Source organism: Paenalcaligenes hominis (genome assembly GCF_041359055.1).
GTDB lineage: Bacteria > Pseudomonadota > Gammaproteobacteria > Burkholderiales > Burkholderiaceae_B > Paenalcaligenes > Paenalcaligenes hominis_A.
Genome location: NZ_JBGJKZ010000004.1, coordinates 68872 through 89105, shown reverse-complemented (window position 1 = coordinate 89105; position 20234 = coordinate 68872). Strand labels below are relative to the sequence as shown.

Here is a 20234-nt window from a genome sequence, read left to right as displayed (position 1 = left end):
CGAAGACACATTTATTACACGGAAAATATTATGGCTATTATTGAAATTTTAGTACCGGAGTTATCCGAATCGGTATCCGAGGCAACCTTGCTCGAGTGGAAAAAACAACCGGGCGACGCTGTTGACCAAGATGAAATCTTAATCGACGTAGAAACCGATAAAGTCGTTCTAGAAGTCCCAGCTCCTTCTGCTGGTGTGCTCGTAGAGATCGTGAAAGGCGATGGCAGTACAGTGACATCTGGCGAAGTTCTAGCGCGTATTGATACCGAAGCTAAAGCAGCAGCTCCTGCTCAGGCTGCAGCCCCTGAAGAAACACCCGCTGCCGCATCCGCACCCGCTGCCGCTCCTGCAGCTAGCGTAACGGCTGCTTCACCTGCTGCCAGCAAAATCTTGGCAGAAAAAGGTGTAGAGGTTGCTGATGTTGCTGGTACAGGTCGTGATGGTCGCGTGACCAAAGCCGATGCCGTGGCTGCTCAAGCCGGTGCTCCTAAAGCGGCTGCCGCTCCTGCTGCACCCGCTACCTTGTCATTAGATGGCCGCCCTGAACAGCGTGTGCCCATGAGCCGTCTACGTGCTCGCGTGGCCGAGCGTTTATTGCAGTCCCAGCAAGAAAACGCCATTTTGACCACGTTTAACGAGGTCAACATGCAAGCCGTTATCGAGCTACGCAAACAGTACCGTGATACCTTTGAAAAAGAGCACGGTGTAAAACTGGGCTTTATGTCTTTCTTTGTAAAAGCCGCTGTAGCTGCTTTGAAAAAATACCCCATCTTGAATGCATCGGTAGATGGTAAAGACATTATCTACCACGGCTATTTTGATATTGGTATTGCTGTTAGCAGCCCACGTGGTTTGGTCGTGCCTATTTTGCGCAACGCCGATCAAATGTCTATTGCTGACATTGAAAAGCAAATTGCTGACTTTGGTCGTCGCGCCCAAGACGGCAAGCTTGCTCTAGAAGACTTAACCGGTGGTACCTTCTCCATCTCTAACGGTGGGGTGTTTGGTTCTATGCTTTCTACTCCAATTATCAACCCACCTCAGTCTGCTATCTTAGGTATTCATGCCACAAAAGACCGCGCTGTAGTTGAAAATGGTCAGGTGGTTATTCGCCCCATGAACTACTTAGCCATGTCTTATGATCACCGTATTATTGATGGTCGCGAAGCCGTACTTGGCTTGGTAGCAATGAAAGACGCCCTCGAAGACCCACAGCGTCTCTTGTTAGATATCTAAGGAATAACAGCATCATGGCAAAAAATTTTGATTTAGTTGTCATTGGTGCAGGTCCTGGCGGCTACATAGCCGCCATTCGAGCTGCCCAATTAGGTTTATCGGTTGCATGTGTAGATGCATGGTCTGACGCCAAAGGCAAACCAGCCCCTGGTGGTACATGTACTAACGTCGGATGTATTCCTTCTAAAGCGCTACTCCAGTCTTCCGAGCACTACGAGCAAGCCGACAAGCACTTCGCCGATCACGGTATCAAGGTAAAAGGTCTAGATCTAGATCTCAAAACCCTACTTGGTCGCAAAGATAAAGTCGTAGGCGAAAACAATCAAGGAATCTTGTTCTTGTTTAAAAAGAACAAAGTGACTTATTTCCACGGTACGGCTTCGTTTAATGCCAAAGTCGATGCAGGTTGGTCTATTAATGTGGCAGGCGACCAGCCCGAAGAGCTTATTGCTAAGCAAGTCGTGATTGCGACGGGCTCTTCTGCACGTGAATTACCTGGTTTACCCTTTGACGAAGAGCAAATTCTTTCTAACGATGGCGCTCTACGCTTAACTGATGTACCTAAAAAGCTAGGTGTAATCGGTGCGGGTGTAATTGGCTTAGAGCTGGGTAGTGTGTGGCGTCGTTTAGGGTCCGAGGTGACCGTTTTTGAGGGCTCTCCCGAGTTCTTAGCAGCGGCAGATCGCGATGTGGCCAAAGAAGCGCTAAAAGCCTTTAAAAAACAAGGTTTGGAAATTAACCTTGGCGTAAAAGTGGACTCTGTCGACGCAGGCAAGCACGTTAAAGTGAAGTACCAAGACGCGGATGGCAAAGAGCACAAAGCCGAGTTTGACAAACTAGTGGTGGCGATTGGCCGTGTACCTAACACTCAAGGGTTAGGGGCTGAGACCGTTGGTTTAAAACTAGACGAGCGTGGTTTTGTCGAGGTTGACGAGGACTGCCGTACTAACTTACCCAATGTTTGGGCAGTAGGCGATGTGGTGCGTGGTCCTATGTTGGCGCATAAAGCCGAAGAAGAAGGGGTTGCTGTAGCCGAGCGTATTGCTGGTCAACAGCCACATGTTAACTTCGACACCATCCCTTGGGTTATTTATACTTCTCCCGAAATTGCTTGGGTAGGTAAAAACGAGCAAGAGTTGAAAAAAGAAGGGCGTGAGTACCGTGCTGGTCAATTCCCCTTCATGGCAAACGGTCGTGCTCGTGCATTAGGCGATACCACAGGCTTTGTAAAAGTATTGGCCGATGCGAAAACCGACGAGGTTTTGGGTATCCATATCGTAGGCCCAACCGCCTCCGAACTTATTGCCGAAGGCGTAGTCATTATGGAATTCCGTGGTGCTGCGGAAGACATTGCACGCATTTGTCATGCCCACCCAACACTATCTGAAGCCATGAAAGAGGCTGCGTTAGCTGTTGATAAACGAGCATTAAACTTCTAAGATGATTTAATGTGGTTTAGGAAAGGGGCCGACATTGTCAGCCCCTTTTTTCTGTTTAAATAAGTATTCACATGGATGTCATTCATTATTACCAAAATGCCTTAGCCCAACAAGGCTATCAGGCCGATGCAGCCCAAGAGCAAGCCATTCAGCGTCTACAGCGCTTATTTGACGAATTTCTAGAATATCGTCACAACCAAAAATCCATTCTAAAGCGTTGGCTCAATAAAGCGCAGGCACCACAGGGTGTGTATTTATGGGGCGGGGTAGGGCGTGGTAAAAGCTTTTTAATGGACGCTTTCTACGAATGCTTACCGGTAAAACGCAAAGCGCGCTTGCATTTCCATGAGTTTATGCGAGGGGTGCATCAGCAGTTAAAACAATTGCGTAGTCAACCAGACCCCCTTGAAGTCGTCGCAAAAACCATAGCGCAGCGTTACGAAATCATTTGTTTTGATGAGTTTCATGTATCCGATATTGCGGATGCTATGATCCTCTATAAGTTATTAGATGAGCTGTTTAGTCATGGTGTTAGTTTTGTTATGACATCAAACTATCAGCCAGACTTGCTGTATACCGATGGTTTGCATCGCGATCGTATTTTGCCAGCGATTGCGCTGATTAAACAGCGTATGGACATCATAAATGTGGACACCGGAGTGGATTACCGCCGCCGCACTCTAGAACAAGTACGTTTGTATTTAACGCCTTTAACAGAGCAAACCCAGCACGAGCTGGCACAGGTCTTTGAGACACTTAGTGGTATGGTGCCGCAGGCAGGCTCCATTGAAGTAGAGCAGCGTCAGTTGCCTGTGGTGGCATGTCATAACGAGGTGGTGTGGTTTGACTTTGAAACCCTTTGTGTAGGGCCACGGTCTCAAAATGATTACTTAGACTTAGCAAGCCGTTTTGAGAGTGTTATTGTATCGGATATCCCTAAAATGACGGCCCAAGATGCTTCTGCAGCGCGACGCTTTACGTGGCTAGTAGACGTATTGTATGACCACAAAGTAAAGCTTATTCTTTCCGCCGAGGTCGAGGCGGCTCAGCTCTATACCTCAGGTCCAATGTCTAGCGAATTCCATCGCACGGAGTCTAGGTTAATGGAAATGCAATCCAAAGAATACTTACAAGCAGAGCGCAGACAAAGTGCAGTGCTTTAATAAATGAAGAAAAATTAATCCTCAATAGTTTAGGTTTTATGATGACACAACGAGTCCTGACCGGTATTACCCCTTCCGGCACCCCCCATCTAGGTAATTATGCAGGAGCAATTCGCCCTGCGGTACGAGCCAGCACACAGCCCGATACTGATGCGTTTTTCTTTTTGGCGGATTATCATGCGCTAGTAAAATGCGAAGACCCTCGCCGTGTGGCGCGCTCTAGGCTAGAGATTGCGGCCACGTGGATTGCAGCAGGTTTGGATCCAAACAAAGTCACGTTTTACCGTCAGTCAGATATCCCTGAAATTCCAGAGTTTTGTTGGATGCTAACCTGCGTCACCAACAAAGGTTTAATGAATCGTGCTCATGCGTACAAGGGAGCGGTAGATCAAAACATAGCCAAAGGGATAGAGCCAGACGATGGCATTAATATGGGGTTATTTTCTTATCCTATTTTAATGGCTGCCGATATCTTATTATTTAGTGCGCACTTGGTGCCGGTTGGTCGTGACCAAATTCAGCATTTAGAAATGGCGCGTGATATTGCCCATCGTTTTAACTATCTCTATGGTCAAGGTCAAACCTTATTGACTCCACCCTACGAGTTAATTGATGACTCAGTGGCTACCTTGCCTGGCTTGGATGGTAGAAAAATGTCAAAGAGCTATGACAATACCATTCCGTTATTTGAGGGTGGGGAAAAGTTGTTGCGTTCGGCTATTAATAGCATTGTGACTGATTCTAAGCTACCCGGGGAAGCCAAGGAAACGGAAGGATCCCATTTGTTTGAGCTGTATAAAGCCTTTGCTTCTACCGAGCAAACAGCACAGTTTGAGCACGAGTTACACGATGGCTTGGGCTGGGGAGAGGCCAAGAAAAAGTTGTTCGATTTGGTCAATGAAGAGCTCAGCCCCATGCGTGAGATCTATAACGACTTAATGGCTAATCCCCAGCGTCTTGAGGATATGCTCCTAGAAGGTGCCGTTAAGGCGCGTCGTATTGCTACGCCTATGATTCAAGAGTTACGAGCAGCGGTAGGGTTACGCTCGCCACAACAAATGCACTCTGCTCAGCCCGCAGCACACAAAGAAAAGGCCAAGGCGGCGCGCGTGGTTAGCTTCCGTGGCGATGATGGTTTTCAGTTCCGTTTGTTTGATGCTGAGGACCACGAAGTGTTTTTGTCGGTCCCGTTTTCCGACCCAAAACAAGCAGGCCAACTAAGCAAAAAACTGCAGGCTGGTGAGTACAGTCTTGAGTCAGAGGCAGGTAGCTACCAGTTAGTGGTGGATAATATTTTAGTGGCGCAGCTTACCCAAGACCAACAAGACCGCTTAAAAGCGGCCTTGTAGTAAAGTAAGCTAGCCAGTAGAGCCTTAGTCCAGCTGGGCTAAGGTATGCAGCCAGAATTGACGGCGTTCAGCCAAAGTGGATACTAAAATGTGTTCACGCAGAGTATGTGCGCTGTTGCCGTCAGCGCCTAGACCATCCAAGGTAGGGATACCTAAGGCGGCGGTAAAGTTTGCATCACTAGCGCCCCCTGTCATGGGGGCTTCTTTTAGTTCGAAACCAGCCTGTTGAGCAAAGGCTTGACAGCGTTCTAAAAGCGCAACTGTGGCGTCGGTGCGCGCCATAGCCGGTCGATTTAACGTGAACTCAACATCGAGAGTAATATCGGGGTTAACTGCTTTGATGTCTTGAATTTGAGACTCCAAACGTTCCGCCATTTCTGCATTGGGTACACGGAAGTCAGCCACAATTTGGCACCAGGCAGGTACTACGTTGGAGGTTGTGCCGCCTTTGATTGTCCCTACACTAACCGTAATACCACGCTCATAATCCGTCAGCTTTTCTAGAGCTAAAACATGATGAGCGATTTCTTCGATTGCATTCCGGCCTTTCTCATGCTGTACCCCAGCATGAGCGGGGCGGCCATGAGCGGTAATGACGATATTTCCTGTGCCTTTACGTGCGGTTACGCAGCGACCTTCTTCGGCACGAGCTGGCTCGCACACTAATGTATAGGCTGATGTTTGTGCAAACCGTTCGATCTGCTCGCGTGAGTAATGGCTACCGGTTTCCTCATCAGGCACCAAGACCATATCAATAGGCAAACGCGTTGCATTTGGGCTGGCTAATTCTTTTAGCGCTGACAGCGCCAGCACAATACCCGACTTCATGTCGTAAATACCAGGGCCATAAAGTTTGTCGCCTTCTTGGCGACATGGGTTTTTTTCCAGTGTGCCACGTGGGTGTACGGTGTCGTAATGACCCAGTACCAAGATACCGGGACGGGTATCGTCTACGGCACGATTATGGATATGTAATAAAGGCCCCGTTTCTGGACCTAAGTCTATTTGCTCCACATTTAAGGGGCTGTCGGTTAATTCGCTTAGAATAAGGTCAGCCATACAGCGTAGGTCTTCAGCTTCGTGTGAAGGGGACTCCAGTTCGACCCAACGAATGATTTGTTGGCGCAAGCTATCGGATAGTTCCTGCATGGATTCGGGATTCATAAAAAATGTCCTATGCAATGATTAAATCAAATGACAAGCCGCTTCGTGCCCAGGAGCGATGGTTTTAAGTTCAGGTACAGTTAGCTTACAAGCCTCTGTAGCTAAGGGGCAGCGAGGATGGAAAGTACAGCCACTCGGTGGATTTAGTGGAGAGGGTATCTCTCCTTTAATAGGCGTAAAGTTTCGCCCTTTTTTAGCCACGTCTGGCATTTCTGCTAAGAGCGCTTGAGTATAAGGGTGCGCAGCACGACTAAATATAGACGCACTATCTGCAATTTCTACAATACGACCCAAATACATAATTGCGACGCGATCTGAAATGTGGCGCACCACGCCTAAATCATGACTGATGAATAAATAGGTCAGCTCGTGTTTATCGCGCAAGTCCATAAACAGGTTAATGACTTGGGCTTGGATAGAGACATCTAAGGCAGCAACCGGCTCGTCACAGACCAAAAACGTAGGCTCAACCATCAAGGCGCGAGCAATACCAATACGTTGGCGTTGCCCCCCTGAAATTTGATGGGGCAGGCGGTTTTTGTAATCAACGTCTAGTCCCACCTCAGCCAATGCATGATGAATGCGGTGTGTGATTTGGTCTTTAGGGGCTAGCTTATGCACGAGGAGGGCTTCACTAATGATGTCGCCCAGCTGGTGTTTAGGGTTGAGTGAGGCCAGAGGGTCTTGAAAAATCAGCTGAACACCAAGGGTGTAAGCCAGCTTGTCTTTAGCTGTCAGGCGTTGTGTATTTTGACCTTTATATAATACCTGTCCTGAACTGGGCTTAATTAGACCTGCCACCATGCGGCCCAAGGTGGATTTACCGCAGCCCGATTCGCCCACCAACCCCACGACCTCTCCTTTGCGTATTGAAAGGTTAACGCCGTTTACTGCATGAACCGTAGGTACAGGTTCAGCTTTACCTAGCGTTTGCAACAGGCGGTGCGCTAAGTCGGGCGATTTGCTGAATTGTTTATTCAGGTTTTGAATTTCAATAATAGGAGCGCTCATGATGCGACCTCGGTATGCAGAGGAAAATAACAGCGGTATTGGCGTCCCGCTAAATGCGTTTCAGGGGGTGGAGCGTCTGCACAGGAGGGATGAGCCTGAGCACAACGTGGCCTAAAGGTACACCCTTGTTCACGTCCTGTTAGGGTAGGAGCCATCCCATCAATTTGTTGCAGTCGAGTACCAGGCTGGCTGGTACCGGGCATGGAGTTTAATAGGCCTTGGGTATAAGGATGAATAGGTTGGCTTAATACCTCGTCCACTGCGCCGTATTCCACGATGCGCCCAGCGTACATAACGGCTACGTTATCGGCTAATTCGGCTACCACCCCCAAATCGTGCGTGATCCATATCAATGCGGTATTTTGCTCTTTACACAGCTTTTGCACTTCGTATAGGATTTGCGCTTGAATGGTCACGTCTAGTGCTGTGGTAGGTTCATCAGCAATAATTAAATCCGGTTTGTTTAGCATCGCAATAGCAATGGCGACGCGTTGACGCATACCACCAGAGAACTCATGTGGGTAGTTGTCAAGACGTGACTCGGGCGCAGGAATACCTACCTGAGCCAAGGCCTCGCAGCAGTGTTGTCTGGCTTCGGCTTTGCTTGTTTTAGGATAGTGCGTGAAGATCGCTTCCATCATTTGCTCTCCCACTTTTAATACCGGATTCAAGGTCATCAGTGGGTCTTGGAAAATCATTGCAATGCGGTCGCCGCGCAATTGGCGCAGTTGCTCCTCGCTGCTTTGGCGTAAATCTTGGCCGTTAAAAATAACCTCGCCACCTATGACTTCACCTGGGGGATCTATGAGGCCTAGCAAGGAAAAGCCAGTAACAGATTTACCAGAACCCGACTCTCCTACTAAACCTAAAATTTCACCTCGTTTGACCTGAAGGTTTACACCATCAACAGCCAGCCACGCACCGGCTTCGGTGTGGAAGGCCGTTTGTAAATTATTTACAGTTAATAAATCAGTTTGGTTCATTAGCGTCGTGGGTCCAAGCTTTCACGTAGGCGATCGCCCACAATATTGATCGATAAAATAAGCAGTAACAACGCCACGCCGGGGAAGATACTGATCCAATAGTCGCCAGAGAGTAAGAACTCAAAGCCACTAGAAATAAGTAAACCCAATGATGGCTCAGTGACTGGTACTCCGACCCCTAAGAATGAAAGGGTGGCCTCTAGCACAATAGCGGTAGCAATTTGGATAGTGGCAAACACCATAATAGGGCCAAAACAATTTGGCATGAGGTGCTTGAACATGATGCGCCACGAAGAGAAGCCCAAGTTGGTTGCGGCTTCAATGTATTCTTTGCGTCGTTCTTGTAAGGCGCGGCCACGCATAATACGTGCGTAATTGGCCCATTGCACGATTACGAGGGCGATGATGACTTTGTCTATGCCTTTGCCCAGCACCGATAGCAGCACCAAAGCAACTAAAATGGTAGGAAAGCCAAGAATAAAATCCACCGCACGCATGATAAGACTATCGACCCAGCCCCCATGAAAGGCGGCTATTAGACCCATAATCATGCCAATAATGGCAGAGATAATTACTGCGCCTAAGCCGACGAACAAGCTGATGCGTAAGCCATATAAAATGGCGCTTAGCATGTCACGCCCTTGAGAGTCGGTACCCAACCAATAGGTTTGTCCTGAAAAACTTTCTGACCCCGGAGGTAGGCGTCCATCCATGATGTCTAAAGCTAATAGGTCGTAAGGGTTTTGAGGTGCAAAATAGGGGGCAATGAGCACCACCGCAATTAATAAAAACAAAGCAATTAAGCAGCGTTTGGTAGAAGGTCGGCTACGTAAGCTTTTTACTATTTTTTGGCGCTGCGGTGTGTTTTGTACAGGTTGAACTGTAGGAATAGCCGCCGGTTGCGCAGAAGACACTAGTTTATCGGTTTTCATTAGGCGCTAGGCTCCAAGAGTTGAACACGGGGGTCAAGCAGGGCGTACAAAATATCCACCACAAGATTAATCACGACAAAAAGCATGGTAACTAGCATTACATACGCAACGACTACAGGGCGATCAAGCTGGTAGACGCTATCAATTAATAGCTTACCCATGCCGGGCCATGAGAAAACCGTTTCGGTAATAGTGGAATAAGCGATTAAAGAGCCAAATTCCATGCCGATTACAGTGACAACAGGGATCATAATATTGCGTAAGATATGACGGCGTACAATACGTCCCGGCTTAACGCCTTTAGCTCTAGCAAAACGTACATAGTCTTGGCTTTGTGCTTCGCTAACACCGGAGGCGGTCATACGTAGCACTAGAGCAATATTTGCAATAGCTAAGTTCACGGCAGGCAAAGCAATATGACGCCACCCTTCAGCACTAAAAATACTGAGGCGCATGCCTAAGAACTCCACTGTTGGGCCTCGGCCTGAGGCAGGCAACCAACCCAGCCATACAGCAAAAAGTAGAATAAAAACCATCCCTTGCCAGAAATTTGGCAAAGAAAAGCCCAACACGGAGGTGTTCATAATACTTTTGCCGATAAGGTTGTCGCGGTGTAAACCGGCGATTAAACCTAGAGGAATGCCCAAAATACAGGTCAAGCTGATAGCCACCACGACTAGCTCAAGCGTAGCGGGGAAGCGCTGTAAAATTAATTCAACAGCTGGCATGCCATGGACAAATGAGTTACCCAAATCGCCATGCAGTGCACGCCATAAAAAGTGCAAGTATTGTTGCCAGATAGGTAGATCTAACCCAAGACGGGCGATCAGCGCATCGCGCTGATCTTGTCCCACGTCAGGGCTGACTAATAGTTCGATGGGATCGCCCACGGCGTATACTGCAAAAAACACCACCACAGAAACTGCTAATAACACCATTAGGCTTTGCAGTAGTCTGCGAACAATAAAAACGGCCAAAATAAACTCCTTAGTCAGCCTAAAACATCTATTTTTTATTTAGCCAATGTTGCATTGGTGGCTATAGTACGTTGATCAGCACGACCGACGTAATCGATACCTTTGCGATAGGCCCAGACACCACTTTCAAAGTGCAAAGGAATATGTCCCATGTCATCGATAGACAGCTTCACCGCATCTTGAAGCAACTGGTTACGTTTGGTGTCGTCAAGTGTGCGAGTGGCTTCTAGATAGAGCTTATCGAGTTCAGGATTGGAATACGCGCCGTAGTTACTGCTGCCTACCCCTAGGTCTTTGTTAGTGGTAGTAACCCAGTACTGTAAGAAATTGCTGGCTTCACCTGTTTCAGAACCCCAACCGCCTAAAGAGGCACTAAATTCGCGTTTGGCACGTTTAGGGAAATACACAGATCGTGTCATGGTATCAACGCTAGTTTTGATGCCAATGCGAGTGAGGTATTGAGCAACGGCTTGAGTTAATTGTGCGTCGTTAATATAACGGTCATTAGTAGCCGATAAAGTGAGCTCAAAGCCATCGGGATAACCGGCTTCAGTCAAAAGCTCTTTGGCTTTTTTAGGATCGTAAGGAAGATCTGGAGCATCTGCGATAGAGCCAAACATGCCCACTGGGATGTATTGATTAGCAGGGGTAGCGACTCCGTCCATGATGCGTTCGATAATTGCTTTGCGATCAATTGCTAAAGACATGGCTTGACGAACCTTAGCATTTTGTAGTGGATTGTCACCTTTAGGAGACTTCACTAGAGGACTTTGCTCACGACCGGTATCAAGCTGAAAGAACATAACCCGTACAGAAGGTTTGATGGTGTACTCGAAACCGCTTTCGCTAATGCGTTTTAAATCGCGAGCCGCTGGGTTTTCAATTAAATCAAAGTCACCCGCTAATAAACCGGTTAAACGAGGACCATCGCTAGGCACAGAGGTTAAACGTACTGTTTCCCAGTCGGGTTTTGTGCCCCAGTAATTGTCATTACGGCTGAGCTCAATGGTTGAGCCTTTTACGTAGGTTTTTAACGTATAAGGGCCGGTGCCAATTACAGCTGTGCCTTGATTAAAGGAGTTCACTTCGGGCCAAGGGCCTGTTACGCCACAGCCTTCTTTAGGGGCATAGCTGAGCTCACCGTGTTCAGCTATACCATTCCAAATCATTGGGATTCGTGCCAGTTCGTTAGGCAGAACGGGATAGGGATTTTCAGTGATGAGTTTAACAGTGTAGGCATCAGGAGCTTCGATAGCTTTGATACGGTTGGCCGTGTTAACAAAACCACCTGCGATTCCTGTTTCATTGTTATGGATTCTACAGAAACTAAAAATTACATCGTCGGCAGTAAATGGCTCTCCATTTGAAAACTTAGCGTTTTTATCGAGCTTGAAAGTCCAAGTATGCTCATCCGTTGCTTCCCAGGTTTCCGCTAAAGCAGGCTGCAACTCCATGTCGGGACTCATGCGTACTAAAGGCTCAAAAATGTGAGCAATTAACGCTTCGTTAGGTGTGGTTTGATGGTAGTGCGGGTCTATAGCAGTAGGCTCAGAAGCTAAACCAATCTTTAAGGTTTGAGCGGATGCCATTGAGGCCAAAGCGCACGCTATGCTGATAGATACAGCCTTAGCAGTAAAACGTAGATTCATAGTGTCTCCAAGGAATCAACGATTATTAACAAATTAAGTTTGCAGTATATAGAGCGCCACCTTTCTATACAATAATAAGAATGAGAGATGGCTTTGCTTTTTTTAGAAAGAGTATTTAGGGATAACCCGAGTCTTAGATAAGACTAAATTCTCCAACTTAGATGAGGGAAACAGTAATTAGATGCAATCATTAGCGTTTAAATATTTCTACGAAGTGGCGCAACGGGGTAGCTTGAGTGGCGCTGCTGAATCGTTAGATGTGGCAATTTCTGCGGTTAGCCGCCAAGTGAATCAATTAGAAAAACGCGTCGGTGCGGCATTGTTCGAGCGCAGTTCAAGAGGTATGCAATTAACCGCGGCCGGGCAAATGCTTTTAAAGCATGTGCGACGGGTTAATTTAGAAACCGAGGCCACTTTTTATGCCATAGCAGAATTAAACGATGCGGCTAAACAGCCAATCCGCGTGGCCTGCACTCAGGGTGTGGCCCATGATTTGGCTCCTTATCTCATGGCGCGTTTTACTCAACGCCATCCTGAAACACGATTTAGTATTTTTGTTAGTAGCGCTAAGGTGGCTACTGAGCGAGTCGCCACAGGCGAGTCCGATATTGCTATTACTTTTAGTACTACTCCCAGTGAAGCTGTAGAGGTTCGCTACGCGTGCAGTGCGTCAGCGTTGGCGGTAATGAGCAAGCACCATCCTTTAGCTAAACGTAAACGTTTACAATTAGACGAGATTCAACGATTTCCACTTGCTTTAACTGACCAAGACACTTCTACCTACAAGCTTTATCAGCTTGCTTGTAACCGCACCGGAAAATGGGTGGAACCGCATGTGCTCAGCAACCACGCTGAAGCCTTGCACGCCTATGTGAAGCATAGCCAAGCAATTTTGTTTGCTAGTTATACCTCTGTAGCTGGACTTTTACATGATTATGAGCTGGTGGCTATACCTCTGCGTAATACAGAAATGCACGCTCGAGTATTGCAGGTACAAGTGATGCGGGGGCGTCGATTACCGGATGCTATGGATGAGTTTATTGAGCTAGTAGTGCAGCGTTTAAAGCAGCTAATGGCACAAGCCCCTCATTAGAGGGGCTTGTAAGACCGGCTAGTTCGTGACAGTTAATCCACTCTGGCACCAGCGTCTTCAACAATTTGCTTGTAACGAGTACGTTCTTCACGCATGAAGTCATCAAACTCCTCGGGGGTGCTAGGAGTAGGAGTAACAAGTAAATTGGCAAAACGCTCTTGAGCTTGCTCAGACTTCATGGCTGCACTAAAGGCGGCATTGAGCTTATCAATTTCTTCTTTTGGTGTGTCTGCCGGTGCAACTAAGCCCCACCACGTGGAAACGGAAAAGTTTTCTAGGCCACTTTCTTTAACGGTAGGAACATCAGGCAGCACGTCGGAGCGTTCGTCGGTGGTAACGGCTAATGCTTTTAGCTTGCCAGCGTTAATATTAGGTGCAGCGGTAGCAAGGTTGTCAAAAGTAAAATCGACTTCAGCGGAGAGCAAAGCCAATTGAGCCGGGGCACCGCCATTGTAGGGGATATGCATAATGTCGATATCCGCTTGCTTTTTAAAGAGCTCGCCAGCTAAGTGCCCGCCACTACCATTACCGCCTGAGCCGTAGTTAAGTTTGTTTGGGTTCGCTTTAGCGTAGGCAATTAACTCTTCTACGGAGTTGATGCCTAGTTTCTCTGCATGCAAAGCGTTCATGACAAGTACGTTAGGCACATTGACCATCATGGTCACTGCGGCAAAGTCTTGGTCTGCATCGTAAGGAATCTGAGAGTAGATCCACGGATTCACTGCATGCGAAGCAAGGGTAGCAATACCAATGGTTTTGCCATCCGGTTTGGCTTTGGCTACGTAGTCTGAACCAATGTTACCGCCTGCACCGGGCTTGTTTTCAATAATGACTGTACCAAGCTCGTCTTTAACACCCTCAGCCAAAACACGAGCCGTGACATCAATAGGGCCTCCAGCAGAAAACGGGACGATGATGCGAGTCACGTTTTGCTGGGCAAGGGCTGCACCGGACAGACAGAGTGCTGCCACAGCCACAACGGTACGTCGTAATGTAGGTTTAAACATTGTTGTTCTCCTTTTTCCAATGAATTCGTGCTTGACTGGCTCGTTGCAAGACCGGTTCCAGCACATCAGGTTGGGATTGTGTAATAAGTAATTCGAGGTGATCTAGGGATTGGCGTACAGCATTTAAAAGCGGCAAAACCTCATCCTGATTATCAATTAAAATATCACGCCAAATGCTGGCCTCACAGCCTGCAATACGTGAAAAGTCCCTAAATCCAGGGCCGCCTAAATCCAATAGTTCGGTGTGATCGGGTTGGTTTAGCAAAGCATCCATATAGGCAAAAGCTAGCAAATGAGGCAGGTGACTTACAGCCGCTAAGCCTCTGTCGTGCGCTGCGACATCAAGCTCTTTAGTCTGGGCACCACAATGTTGCCAAAGCTGATGTGCTAGAGCCAACGCTTGTGAATCCGTTTCTGCATCGGGACAAAGTACAACTGTTTTGTTCTGGTACAGAGTGGTTTGTGGCTCGGCATGTCCGGCTTGTTCTTTGCCAGCAATAGGGTGAGTGGGCACAAAAAAGCGGGCATGAGCACCTAATGCCTTTTTGGCGGCTTGGTGTACGCTGCGTTTAGTGCTGCCTACATCCATGACCAAGCAATGCGGCAACAGAGCAGAAGCGATTTGCTGCAGTACTGCTGGAATGGCAGCCACTGGGGTGGCAATCAATACCACATCCGCACTTTGTACTGCTTCAGCAGCATCGAATGCCAAATGCTGAATAATGCCCTGTTTTAAAAAATGTTCTGCAGAGTGTTGCGGCACAGAGTAGCCCGTTACACTAGAAATCATGCCAGAGGCCTGAGCGGCTAAGGCAAAAGAGCCGCCCATGAGCCCACACCCAAGTAATGCCAGATGCATGCGTAATCCTTTTAGCGCTTTAACTTGGCAAACGCGGCTGCCATTGCATTATTGGCAGCATCTGGCGCTTTACGCTCAGTACGTTCAGGACGTTGTGGACGAGATGCTTTGGTGCTGGAACTGGTGTTTTTTCTTGTAGGTGTTGCCTCATCGTCTAAACGCATGGTTAAGCTAATACGTTTGCGCGCCTCATCCACTTCAAGCACTTTGACTTGTACTGTCTGGCCCACACGCACCACTTCACGAGGATCAGAAACAAACTTATTTGCTAGCGCAGAAATATGAACCAAACCATCTTGATGTACGCCAATGTCCACAAATGCACCAAAGTTGGCTACGTTGCTAACGACGCCCTCAAGCACCATACCTACGCGTAGGTCTTTGATCTCGGTAACACCCTCCAGGAACTGTACAGTTTTAAATTCGGGACGAGGGTCGCGACCCGGCCGCTCTAACTCAGTGAAAATATCTTGTACAGTAGGTAGGCCAAACTGTTCATTGATAAAGTCTTTGGGCGACAAACCTTTTAAGGCGTCGGCTTTGCCAATCACCTCTGCGGCTGATGCGGCGGCTTTTTGTAAAATTTGCTGAGCTATTGGGTAGGCTTCAGGGTGTACAGCAGAAGCATCTAATGGGTTTGCACCATTTAGTACCCGCAGAAAACCTGCCGCTTGCTCAAAAGTTTTGGGGCCAAAACGCTTAACTTTAAGCAGGGTATGACGATCAGGAAAGGCACCAAACTCGTCGCGCCATTCCACAATATTTTCTGCTAGTGTTTTATTAAGCCCTGAAACTCGAGCTAACAACGCGGAAGACGCCGTGTTTACATCTACCCCTACTGCGTTGACACAATCCTCGACCACAGCATCTAATGAACGCTCGAGTTCTCTTTGATTTACATCATGTTGGTATTGACCTACCCCAATGGCTTTAGGATCAATTTTGACTAATTCTGCCAGAGGGTCCTGCAGACGACGAGCTATAGAAACAGCACCGCGTAAACTAACATCTAGCTCAGGGAATTCCTGACTGGCAAGCTCGGAGGCGGAGTAGACGGATGCTCCTGCTTCGGACACCACAATATGTTGTACTTTAGATAAATCAGACTGCGAAGCCAATAGCTCTTTAACTAGTTGCTCGGTTTCGCGTGATGCGGTGCCGTTACCAATGGCGATAAGTTCTAATTGGTGTTGGCGGATTAAGTGCGCGAGTGTGTGCTGCGTGCCATGTACGTCCTTACGGCCCCCAAAGGGATAGACGGTATCTGTAGCGATCACTTTGCCTGTTTCATCTATAGCGGCGACTTTAACCCCGGTGCGAATACCTGGGTCTAAGCCTAAAACGCGTTTGTTCCCAGCAGGAGCGCTTAAAAGCAAGTCTCGTAAATTCGCAGCAAAAACGCGGGTAGCTTCGGCCTCGGCCTCTTCGCGCAACCGTCCGATCAGCTCGGTTTCAAATGCCGTAAGCAGCTTGACACGCCATGCAATACGACTGACTTCGGCTAACCATTTGCGTTGCGGACTAGCCTCTGGGCTGAAGTCAGCAGGAATAGCAACTAATTTAACTAAACGCTCTATACATGGATGGGGCTGTAGCGCCTCCATTTCTGGGCTTAAGCCTAGTCGCAAACTTAAAATGCCTTGTTGGCGGCCTCGGAGCAGAGCTAAAACACGGTGCGAGGGCAAGGTTTGAAGTCGTTCGGAAAAATCGAACCAATCTCTGAATTTGTCGCCTTCTAGTTCTTTACCTTCCATGACCGAGGCGTATAGCAGGCCATGTTGCCAGAGATAACTACGCAGATTCTCTAACACGTCAGCATTTTCAGCAAAACGTTGTGCCAAAATTTCACGGGCTCCATCTAACGCTTTTTTGGCATCGTCAAAGCCGGCATCTGCGTTTACATACTGTTCGGCTAGAAGCAAAGGGTCGCATTGAGAGTCATCTAAAATAGCGCTGACTAAGGCATCTAAGCCTGCCTCAAGGGCAATTTGGGCGCGAGTACGACGCTTAGGCTTATAAGGCGCATACAAATCCTCAAGGCGCTGCTTAGTGTTGGCTTCAAGAATTTCTGCCTGTAATTCAGGTGTTAATTTATCTTGCGATTGAATGCTTTCTAAAATTGCAAGACGGCGACTTTCTAAATCACGTAAATACAGTAAACGGACCTCTAGATCACGTAACACTGCGTCGTCCAAACCGCCTGTGGCCTCTTTGCGGTAACGGGCAATAAAAGGCACAGTAGCGCCATCGTCGAGTAAGTCAACCGCGGCAGAGGCTTGGGCTGGGCGAATAGCAAGTTCTTCAGCAAGCTGGTGAAGTAAACGGGCAGAGTCGATGGTAGAGGTATTTGTCATGGTATTTTGAAAATAAAGCGAGAAAGAAACAGGCGCTTCCTATGCAACACAAGTGTAGCAGTGTAGTATGATTCCAAAGCCACGATAAGCCTTTTATCGATTCTTTATTCTTAATCAGATTCTCTCCCCACCATGCTTTTGCAGGAACTCGACCAAGTCTTTGCTAATGACGGTCCTCTAGCCGCATCCGTTTCTCACTATTTTTTACGCCAACAGCAACTCGAACTGGCGCGTTCTATTCAAGAAGCAGTAGAAACACCGTCTGTGTTGGTCGCCGAGGCCGGTACTGGCACAGGTAAAACCTGGGCGTACTTGGTTCCTTTATTTTTAAGTGGGCGCAAAGCACTTGTTTCAACAGGCACGCGTACTTTACAAGACCAGCTCTTTAAACGGGACTTACCTCATTTACGTAAAGCGCTTGCCATGTCTCTAAATGTGGCATTACTAAAGGGGCGCGGTAATTACGCATGCCATTATTATTTTGAAAAATACGAAAATGATGAGCGTGGCTTTGGCTCTAAACAAGAAGTAGAACAGATCCGCATTATTCAACAGTTTATAGAGCGCAGTAAAACAGGCGATAAAAGTGATTTGGCTGACATTCCCGAAGACGCACCCATCTGGCATCGTGTCACCTCAACCCGGGAAAACTGCTTAGGCCAAGACTGTCCGTATATTAACGAGTGTTTTGTGCTCAAAGCACGCCGCAAAGCCCAAGAAGCCGACATTGTGGTTGTAAATCATGCGCTTTTTATGGCGGATTTGGCTTTGCGCGAAGAAGGCATTACCGATTTATTGCCCGAAGTAGATGTGGTGGTGTTTGACGAAGCCCATCAATTACCAGATGTTGCTACACGGTTTTTAGGCACGACGGTTTCCATGCATCAGGTAAACGATTTGGCTCATTTGGTCGAGGCCGCAGGTTTGGCGCATGCCAAAGGCACAGCCGACTGGAGCGCGGTAGCAGGCACATTACGACAGTGTGTACACGATCTGCGCTTGCAGGCCGCGCCTATTCAACAGCTTTCAGGGCAAAAAAGCACATTTCATGATTTACCTAATGCGGCAGCTTTTGATGAGTCTCTAGAGGCGCTTTTAGACCGTTTAGATAAACTCATTAAACTCTTGGATTTATTAAAAGAGCATCATCCCGACTTAGCTGCTGCTTATAAAACGGCTTTGCAATTACGAGCTCAGTTGTTTGTGTGGACCCAGCCTGATCGTCAAGGTAAAAATGCGACCTTGCCCGATGCCGACACAGCAACTATTCAGCAATTAGAGCAAGAGTCGGTGCGTTGGGTCGAGCATGGCACTACATATCTGCGATTACATCGAGCTCCTTTATCGGTGGCGCAAATTTTTTCGCGTTACAAAGGCGAGGACCAAAGCTGGATTTTCACTTCAGCTACGTTATCCGTGCACGGCAATTTTAATCATTTTGTGCACCAATTAGGCTTATGGGAGGCTCGGGTCGAGGTTTGGCCTTCGCCTTTTAATTACCCAGAACAAGCCCTGCTGTATGTGCCACAACAGCTCCCTATTAGCTCTAGCGCTGATTTTTACCCTAAGTTTATCGAGCAGCTCATTCCGTTTATTGAAAATGCTCAAGGCGGTGTTTTAGTACTCAGCACCACCTTGCGTGGTGTGGACTTGATGGCAGACCTGATCGAGGAGCAAGTAAAACGCTTGGGCTTAAAGCGGTTAGTCATGCGCCAAGGCGAGCGTTCACGTCAAGTGCTTTTGCATGATTTTCGCTCAAAAGAGAATGCTATTTTGGTGGGCAGCGCCAGTTTTTGGGAAGGCATTGATGTGCCAGGCGAGGCCTTGACCGTGGTCGCTATCGATAAATTACCTTTTGCCCCGCCCGATGACCCTGTGCTAGAGGCGCGCATTAAAGCCTGCAGAGACCGAGGCGGCAATCCATTTATTGAGTATCAATTGCCCGAGGCAGCTATTGCGTTAAAACAGGGGGCGGGGCGCTTGATCCGCACAGAGAAAGACTGGGGGGTACTTGTTATGGGCGATGCCCGTCTTGTGGAAAAGCCGTATGGCAAGGTATTGTGGCGTGGTTTACCGCCTTTTACCCGTACGCGCAATGCACAGCAGGCGTTGCAGTTTTATCAAAATAAAAAGCACGACCATTCATAGCAATCTTAGTTCACAAAAAAAGCTCACCGTTTTACAAGGTGAGCTTTTTTATAGGATACATCTAGAACCAGTTAATTGGATTCCACATGTTTTTCTTGTCTTTTAAGCCGTTTTTATAATAGCTGGAATCAGGAAAGTTTTGGTCTAACACCCGTTTGGTGTCATCACGTAATTCGGTCTGACCCAGTTTGTCGTAAGACAAGTACATGATGTAGAGGGCGCGTTCTGCAATAGGCACACCTTCAAAGTCCGTAATGACGCGCTGGGCACGATTAATGGCTGCAACATAGGCGTTACGAGAATAATAGTATTCGGCTACGTGGACCTCGTTTTCGGCAATGGTGTTAACAAGCCAGCTAGCACGTAGTCGAGCATCGTTTGCATAACGGCTTTCGGGGTATTGCTCGATAAGCTGGGTGAAGGCTTGGTAAGACTCGGTTAAGCCTTTGGGGTCACGTTCGCTGGGGTCTTGGCGGGTAAAACGCATAAGCGCAGCGCTGGGTGGTGTAAATGAAATTAACCCTTTCAAATACAGCATGTAGTCGCTACCAGGATGGTTAGGGTATTGTTTTTGAAAGCGATCAATGGCAGCAAGCGCTTTTTCTGGTTCTTCATCCTTCCAGTTGATATAGGCTTGGTCAATGAGTGACTGTTGGGCATACACACCAAAAGGGTAGCGCGCTTCGATGGATTCAAGTCGAGTGCGTGCCGCAGACCAGTTACGAGCACTAATTTCTTGACGAGCGTCTTGGTAGAGGCGCTCGGCAGTCCAGCCAGAAGTCGGGTCTACAGTGTTTTTGACTGAGCCACATGCTGCTAAAACTAGGCAAGCACATGCTATGGAAAGAGTACGTACTAGACGTTGAGTAG

At 47.8% G+C, this 20234-nt stretch carries 16 protein-coding genes; 6 read left to right on the top strand and 10 right to left on the bottom strand.

Going from position 1 to position 20234, the window contains the following annotated elements; translation table 11 throughout:
- Positions 1-30: 30 nt before the first annotated feature.
- The 4 genes from odhB to ACBP46_RS10275 all read left to right on the top strand — a co-directional run bounded on the left by odhB (position 31) and on the right by ACBP46_RS10275 (position 5187).
- A complete protein-coding gene (gene odhB / locus ACBP46_RS10290) occupies positions 31-1236 on the top strand; it encodes a 2-oxoglutarate dehydrogenase complex dihydrolipoyllysine-residue succinyltransferase (protein WP_371016652.1) in 1206 nt (401 codons plus the stop codon).
- 14 nt (positions 1237-1250) lie between these two features.
- Positions 1251-2675 (top strand): dihydrolipoyl dehydrogenase, encoded by a 1425-nt coding sequence (lpdA, locus tag ACBP46_RS10285; protein ID WP_371016651.1) that lies wholly within the window; start codon positions 1251-1253, stop codon positions 2673-2675.
- Between the two features lie 71 nt (positions 2676-2746).
- Positions 2747-3838 (top strand): cell division protein ZapE, encoded by a 1092-nt coding sequence (zapE, locus tag ACBP46_RS10280; RefSeq protein ID WP_371016650.1) that lies wholly within the window; start codon positions 2747-2749, stop codon positions 3836-3838.
- Between the two features lie 41 nt (positions 3839-3879).
- Entirely contained in the window at positions 3880-5187 is a 1308-nt protein-coding gene (locus ACBP46_RS10275) for a tryptophan--tRNA ligase (protein WP_371016793.1), read from the top strand.
- 24 nt (positions 5188-5211) lie between these two features.
- Here ACBP46_RS10275 and ACBP46_RS10270 read toward each other — a convergent pair whose 3' ends face one another.
- The 6 genes from ACBP46_RS10270 to ACBP46_RS10245 are packed head-to-tail and all read right to left on the bottom strand — an operon-like array spanning position 5212 to position 11903.
- On the bottom strand, positions 5212-6351 hold the full coding sequence (locus tag ACBP46_RS10270; protein WP_371016649.1) for a M20 family metallopeptidase: 1140 nt from the start codon (positions 6349-6351) through the stop codon (positions 5212-5214).
- Between the two features lie 21 nt (positions 6352-6372).
- Positions 6373-7362, bottom strand: coding sequence for an ABC transporter ATP-binding protein (locus tag ACBP46_RS10265; RefSeq protein ID WP_371016648.1), 990 nt, complete (start codon positions 7360-7362; stop codon positions 6373-6375).
- Positions 7359-8345 carry an ABC transporter ATP-binding protein gene (locus ACBP46_RS10260; protein ID WP_371016647.1) on the bottom strand — a complete coding sequence of 329 codons (987 nt, stop codon included), beginning with the start codon at positions 8343-8345 and terminating at the stop codon, positions 7359-7361. Before ACBP46_RS10260 ends, ACBP46_RS10265 begins: the two co-directional genes overlap by 4 nt.
- The gene (locus ACBP46_RS10255) at positions 8345-9277 is read right to left on the bottom strand and encodes an ABC transporter permease (protein WP_371016646.1); all 933 of its coding nucleotides are present in this window, start codon (positions 9275-9277) and stop codon (positions 8345-8347) included. The genes ACBP46_RS10260 and ACBP46_RS10255 overlap by 1 nt, the downstream gene beginning before the upstream one ends.
- Positions 9277-10254: an ABC transporter permease gene (locus tag ACBP46_RS10250; protein WP_371016645.1), complete on the bottom strand. Its 978-nt coding sequence runs from the start codon at positions 10252-10254 to the stop codon at positions 9277-9279. The genes ACBP46_RS10255 and ACBP46_RS10250 overlap by 1 nt, the downstream gene beginning before the upstream one ends.
- Before the next feature lie 35 nt (positions 10255-10289).
- Positions 10290-11903 (bottom strand): ABC transporter substrate-binding protein, encoded by a 1614-nt coding sequence (locus ACBP46_RS10245; RefSeq protein ID WP_371016644.1) that lies wholly within the window; start codon positions 11901-11903, stop codon positions 10290-10292.
- A gap of 181 nt (positions 11904-12084) precedes the next feature.
- On the opposite strand from ACBP46_RS10245, the gene ACBP46_RS10240 reads away from it, so the two are divergent.
- Positions 12085-12996 (top strand): LysR family transcriptional regulator, encoded by a 912-nt coding sequence (locus ACBP46_RS10240; protein ID WP_371016643.1) that lies wholly within the window; start codon positions 12085-12087, stop codon positions 12994-12996.
- Positions 12997-13028: 32 nt separating this feature from the next.
- Here ACBP46_RS10240 and ACBP46_RS10235 read toward each other — a convergent pair whose 3' ends face one another.
- The 3 genes from ACBP46_RS10235 to ACBP46_RS10225 are packed head-to-tail and all read right to left on the bottom strand — an operon-like array spanning position 13029 to position 17216.
- Positions 13029-14003, bottom strand: a complete 975-nt coding sequence (locus tag ACBP46_RS10235; protein WP_371016642.1) for a Bug family tripartite tricarboxylate transporter substrate binding protein — start codon at positions 14001-14003, stop codon at positions 13029-13031.
- Positions 13996-14862, bottom strand: coding sequence for a prephenate dehydrogenase (locus ACBP46_RS10230; RefSeq protein WP_371016641.1), 867 nt, complete (start codon positions 14860-14862; stop codon positions 13996-13998). Before ACBP46_RS10230 ends, ACBP46_RS10235 begins: the two co-directional genes overlap by 8 nt.
- Before the next feature lie 11 nt (positions 14863-14873).
- Positions 14874-17216 (bottom strand): Tex family protein, encoded by a 2343-nt coding sequence (locus tag ACBP46_RS10225; RefSeq protein WP_371016640.1) that lies wholly within the window; start codon positions 17214-17216, stop codon positions 14874-14876.
- A gap of 132 nt (positions 17217-17348) precedes the next feature.
- On the opposite strand from ACBP46_RS10225, the gene ACBP46_RS10220 reads away from it, so the two are divergent.
- Entirely contained in the window at positions 17349-19364 is a 2016-nt protein-coding gene (locus ACBP46_RS10220; RefSeq protein WP_371016639.1) for an ATP-dependent DNA helicase, read from the top strand.
- Positions 19365-19425: 61 nt separating this feature from the next.
- Here the strand turns inward: ACBP46_RS10220 and ACBP46_RS10215 are convergent, their stop codons facing one another.
- Complete coding sequence (locus ACBP46_RS10215; protein ID WP_371016792.1) at positions 19426-20205, bottom strand: outer membrane protein assembly factor BamD; 780 nt, start codon at positions 20203-20205, stop codon at positions 19426-19428.
- Positions 20206-20234: the final 29 nt, after the last annotated feature.

Coding starts and splice junctions, on each gene's coding strand:
- odhB (WP_371016652.1), top strand. CDS start 31: ATGGCTATTATTGAAATTTTAGTACCGGAGTTATCCGAATCGGTATCC.
- ACBP46_RS10220 (WP_371016639.1), top strand. CDS start 17,349: ATGCTTTTGCAGGAACTCGACCAAGTCTTTGCTAATGACGGTCCTCTA.
- ACBP46_RS10230 (WP_371016641.1), bottom strand. CDS start 14,862: ATGCATCTGGCATTACTTGGGTGTGGGCTCATGGGCGGCTCTTTTGCC.
- ACBP46_RS10235 (WP_371016642.1), bottom strand. CDS start 14,003: ATGTTTAAACCTACATTACGACGTACCGTTGTGGCTGTGGCAGCACTC.
- ACBP46_RS10260 (WP_371016647.1), bottom strand. CDS start 8,345: ATGAACCAAACTGATTTATTAACTGTAAATAATTTACAAACGGCCTTC.
- zapE (WP_371016650.1), top strand. CDS start 2,747: ATGGATGTCATTCATTATTACCAAAATGCCTTAGCCCAACAAGGCTAT.
- ACBP46_RS10270 (WP_371016649.1), bottom strand. CDS start 6,351: ATGAATCCCGAATCCATGCAGGAACTATCCGATAGCTTGCGCCAACAA.
- ACBP46_RS10255 (WP_371016646.1), bottom strand. CDS start 9,277: ATGAAAACCGATAAACTAGTGTCTTCTGCGCAACCGGCGGCTATTCCT.
- lpdA (WP_371016651.1), top strand. CDS start 1,251: ATGGCAAAAAATTTTGATTTAGTTGTCATTGGTGCAGGTCCTGGCGGC.
- ACBP46_RS10240 (WP_371016643.1), top strand. CDS start 12,085: ATGCAATCATTAGCGTTTAAATATTTCTACGAAGTGGCGCAACGGGGT.
- ACBP46_RS10245 (WP_371016644.1), bottom strand. CDS start 11,903: ATGAATCTACGTTTTACTGCTAAGGCTGTATCTATCAGCATAGCGTGC.
- ACBP46_RS10225 (WP_371016640.1), bottom strand. CDS start 17,216: ATGACAAATACCTCTACCATCGACTCTGCCCGTTTACTTCACCAGCTT.
- ACBP46_RS10275 (WP_371016793.1), top strand. CDS start 3,880: ATGACACAACGAGTCCTGACCGGTATTACCCCTTCCGGCACCCCCCAT.
- ACBP46_RS10265 (WP_371016648.1), bottom strand. CDS start 7,362: ATGAGCGCTCCTATTATTGAAATTCAAAACCTGAATAAACAATTCAGC.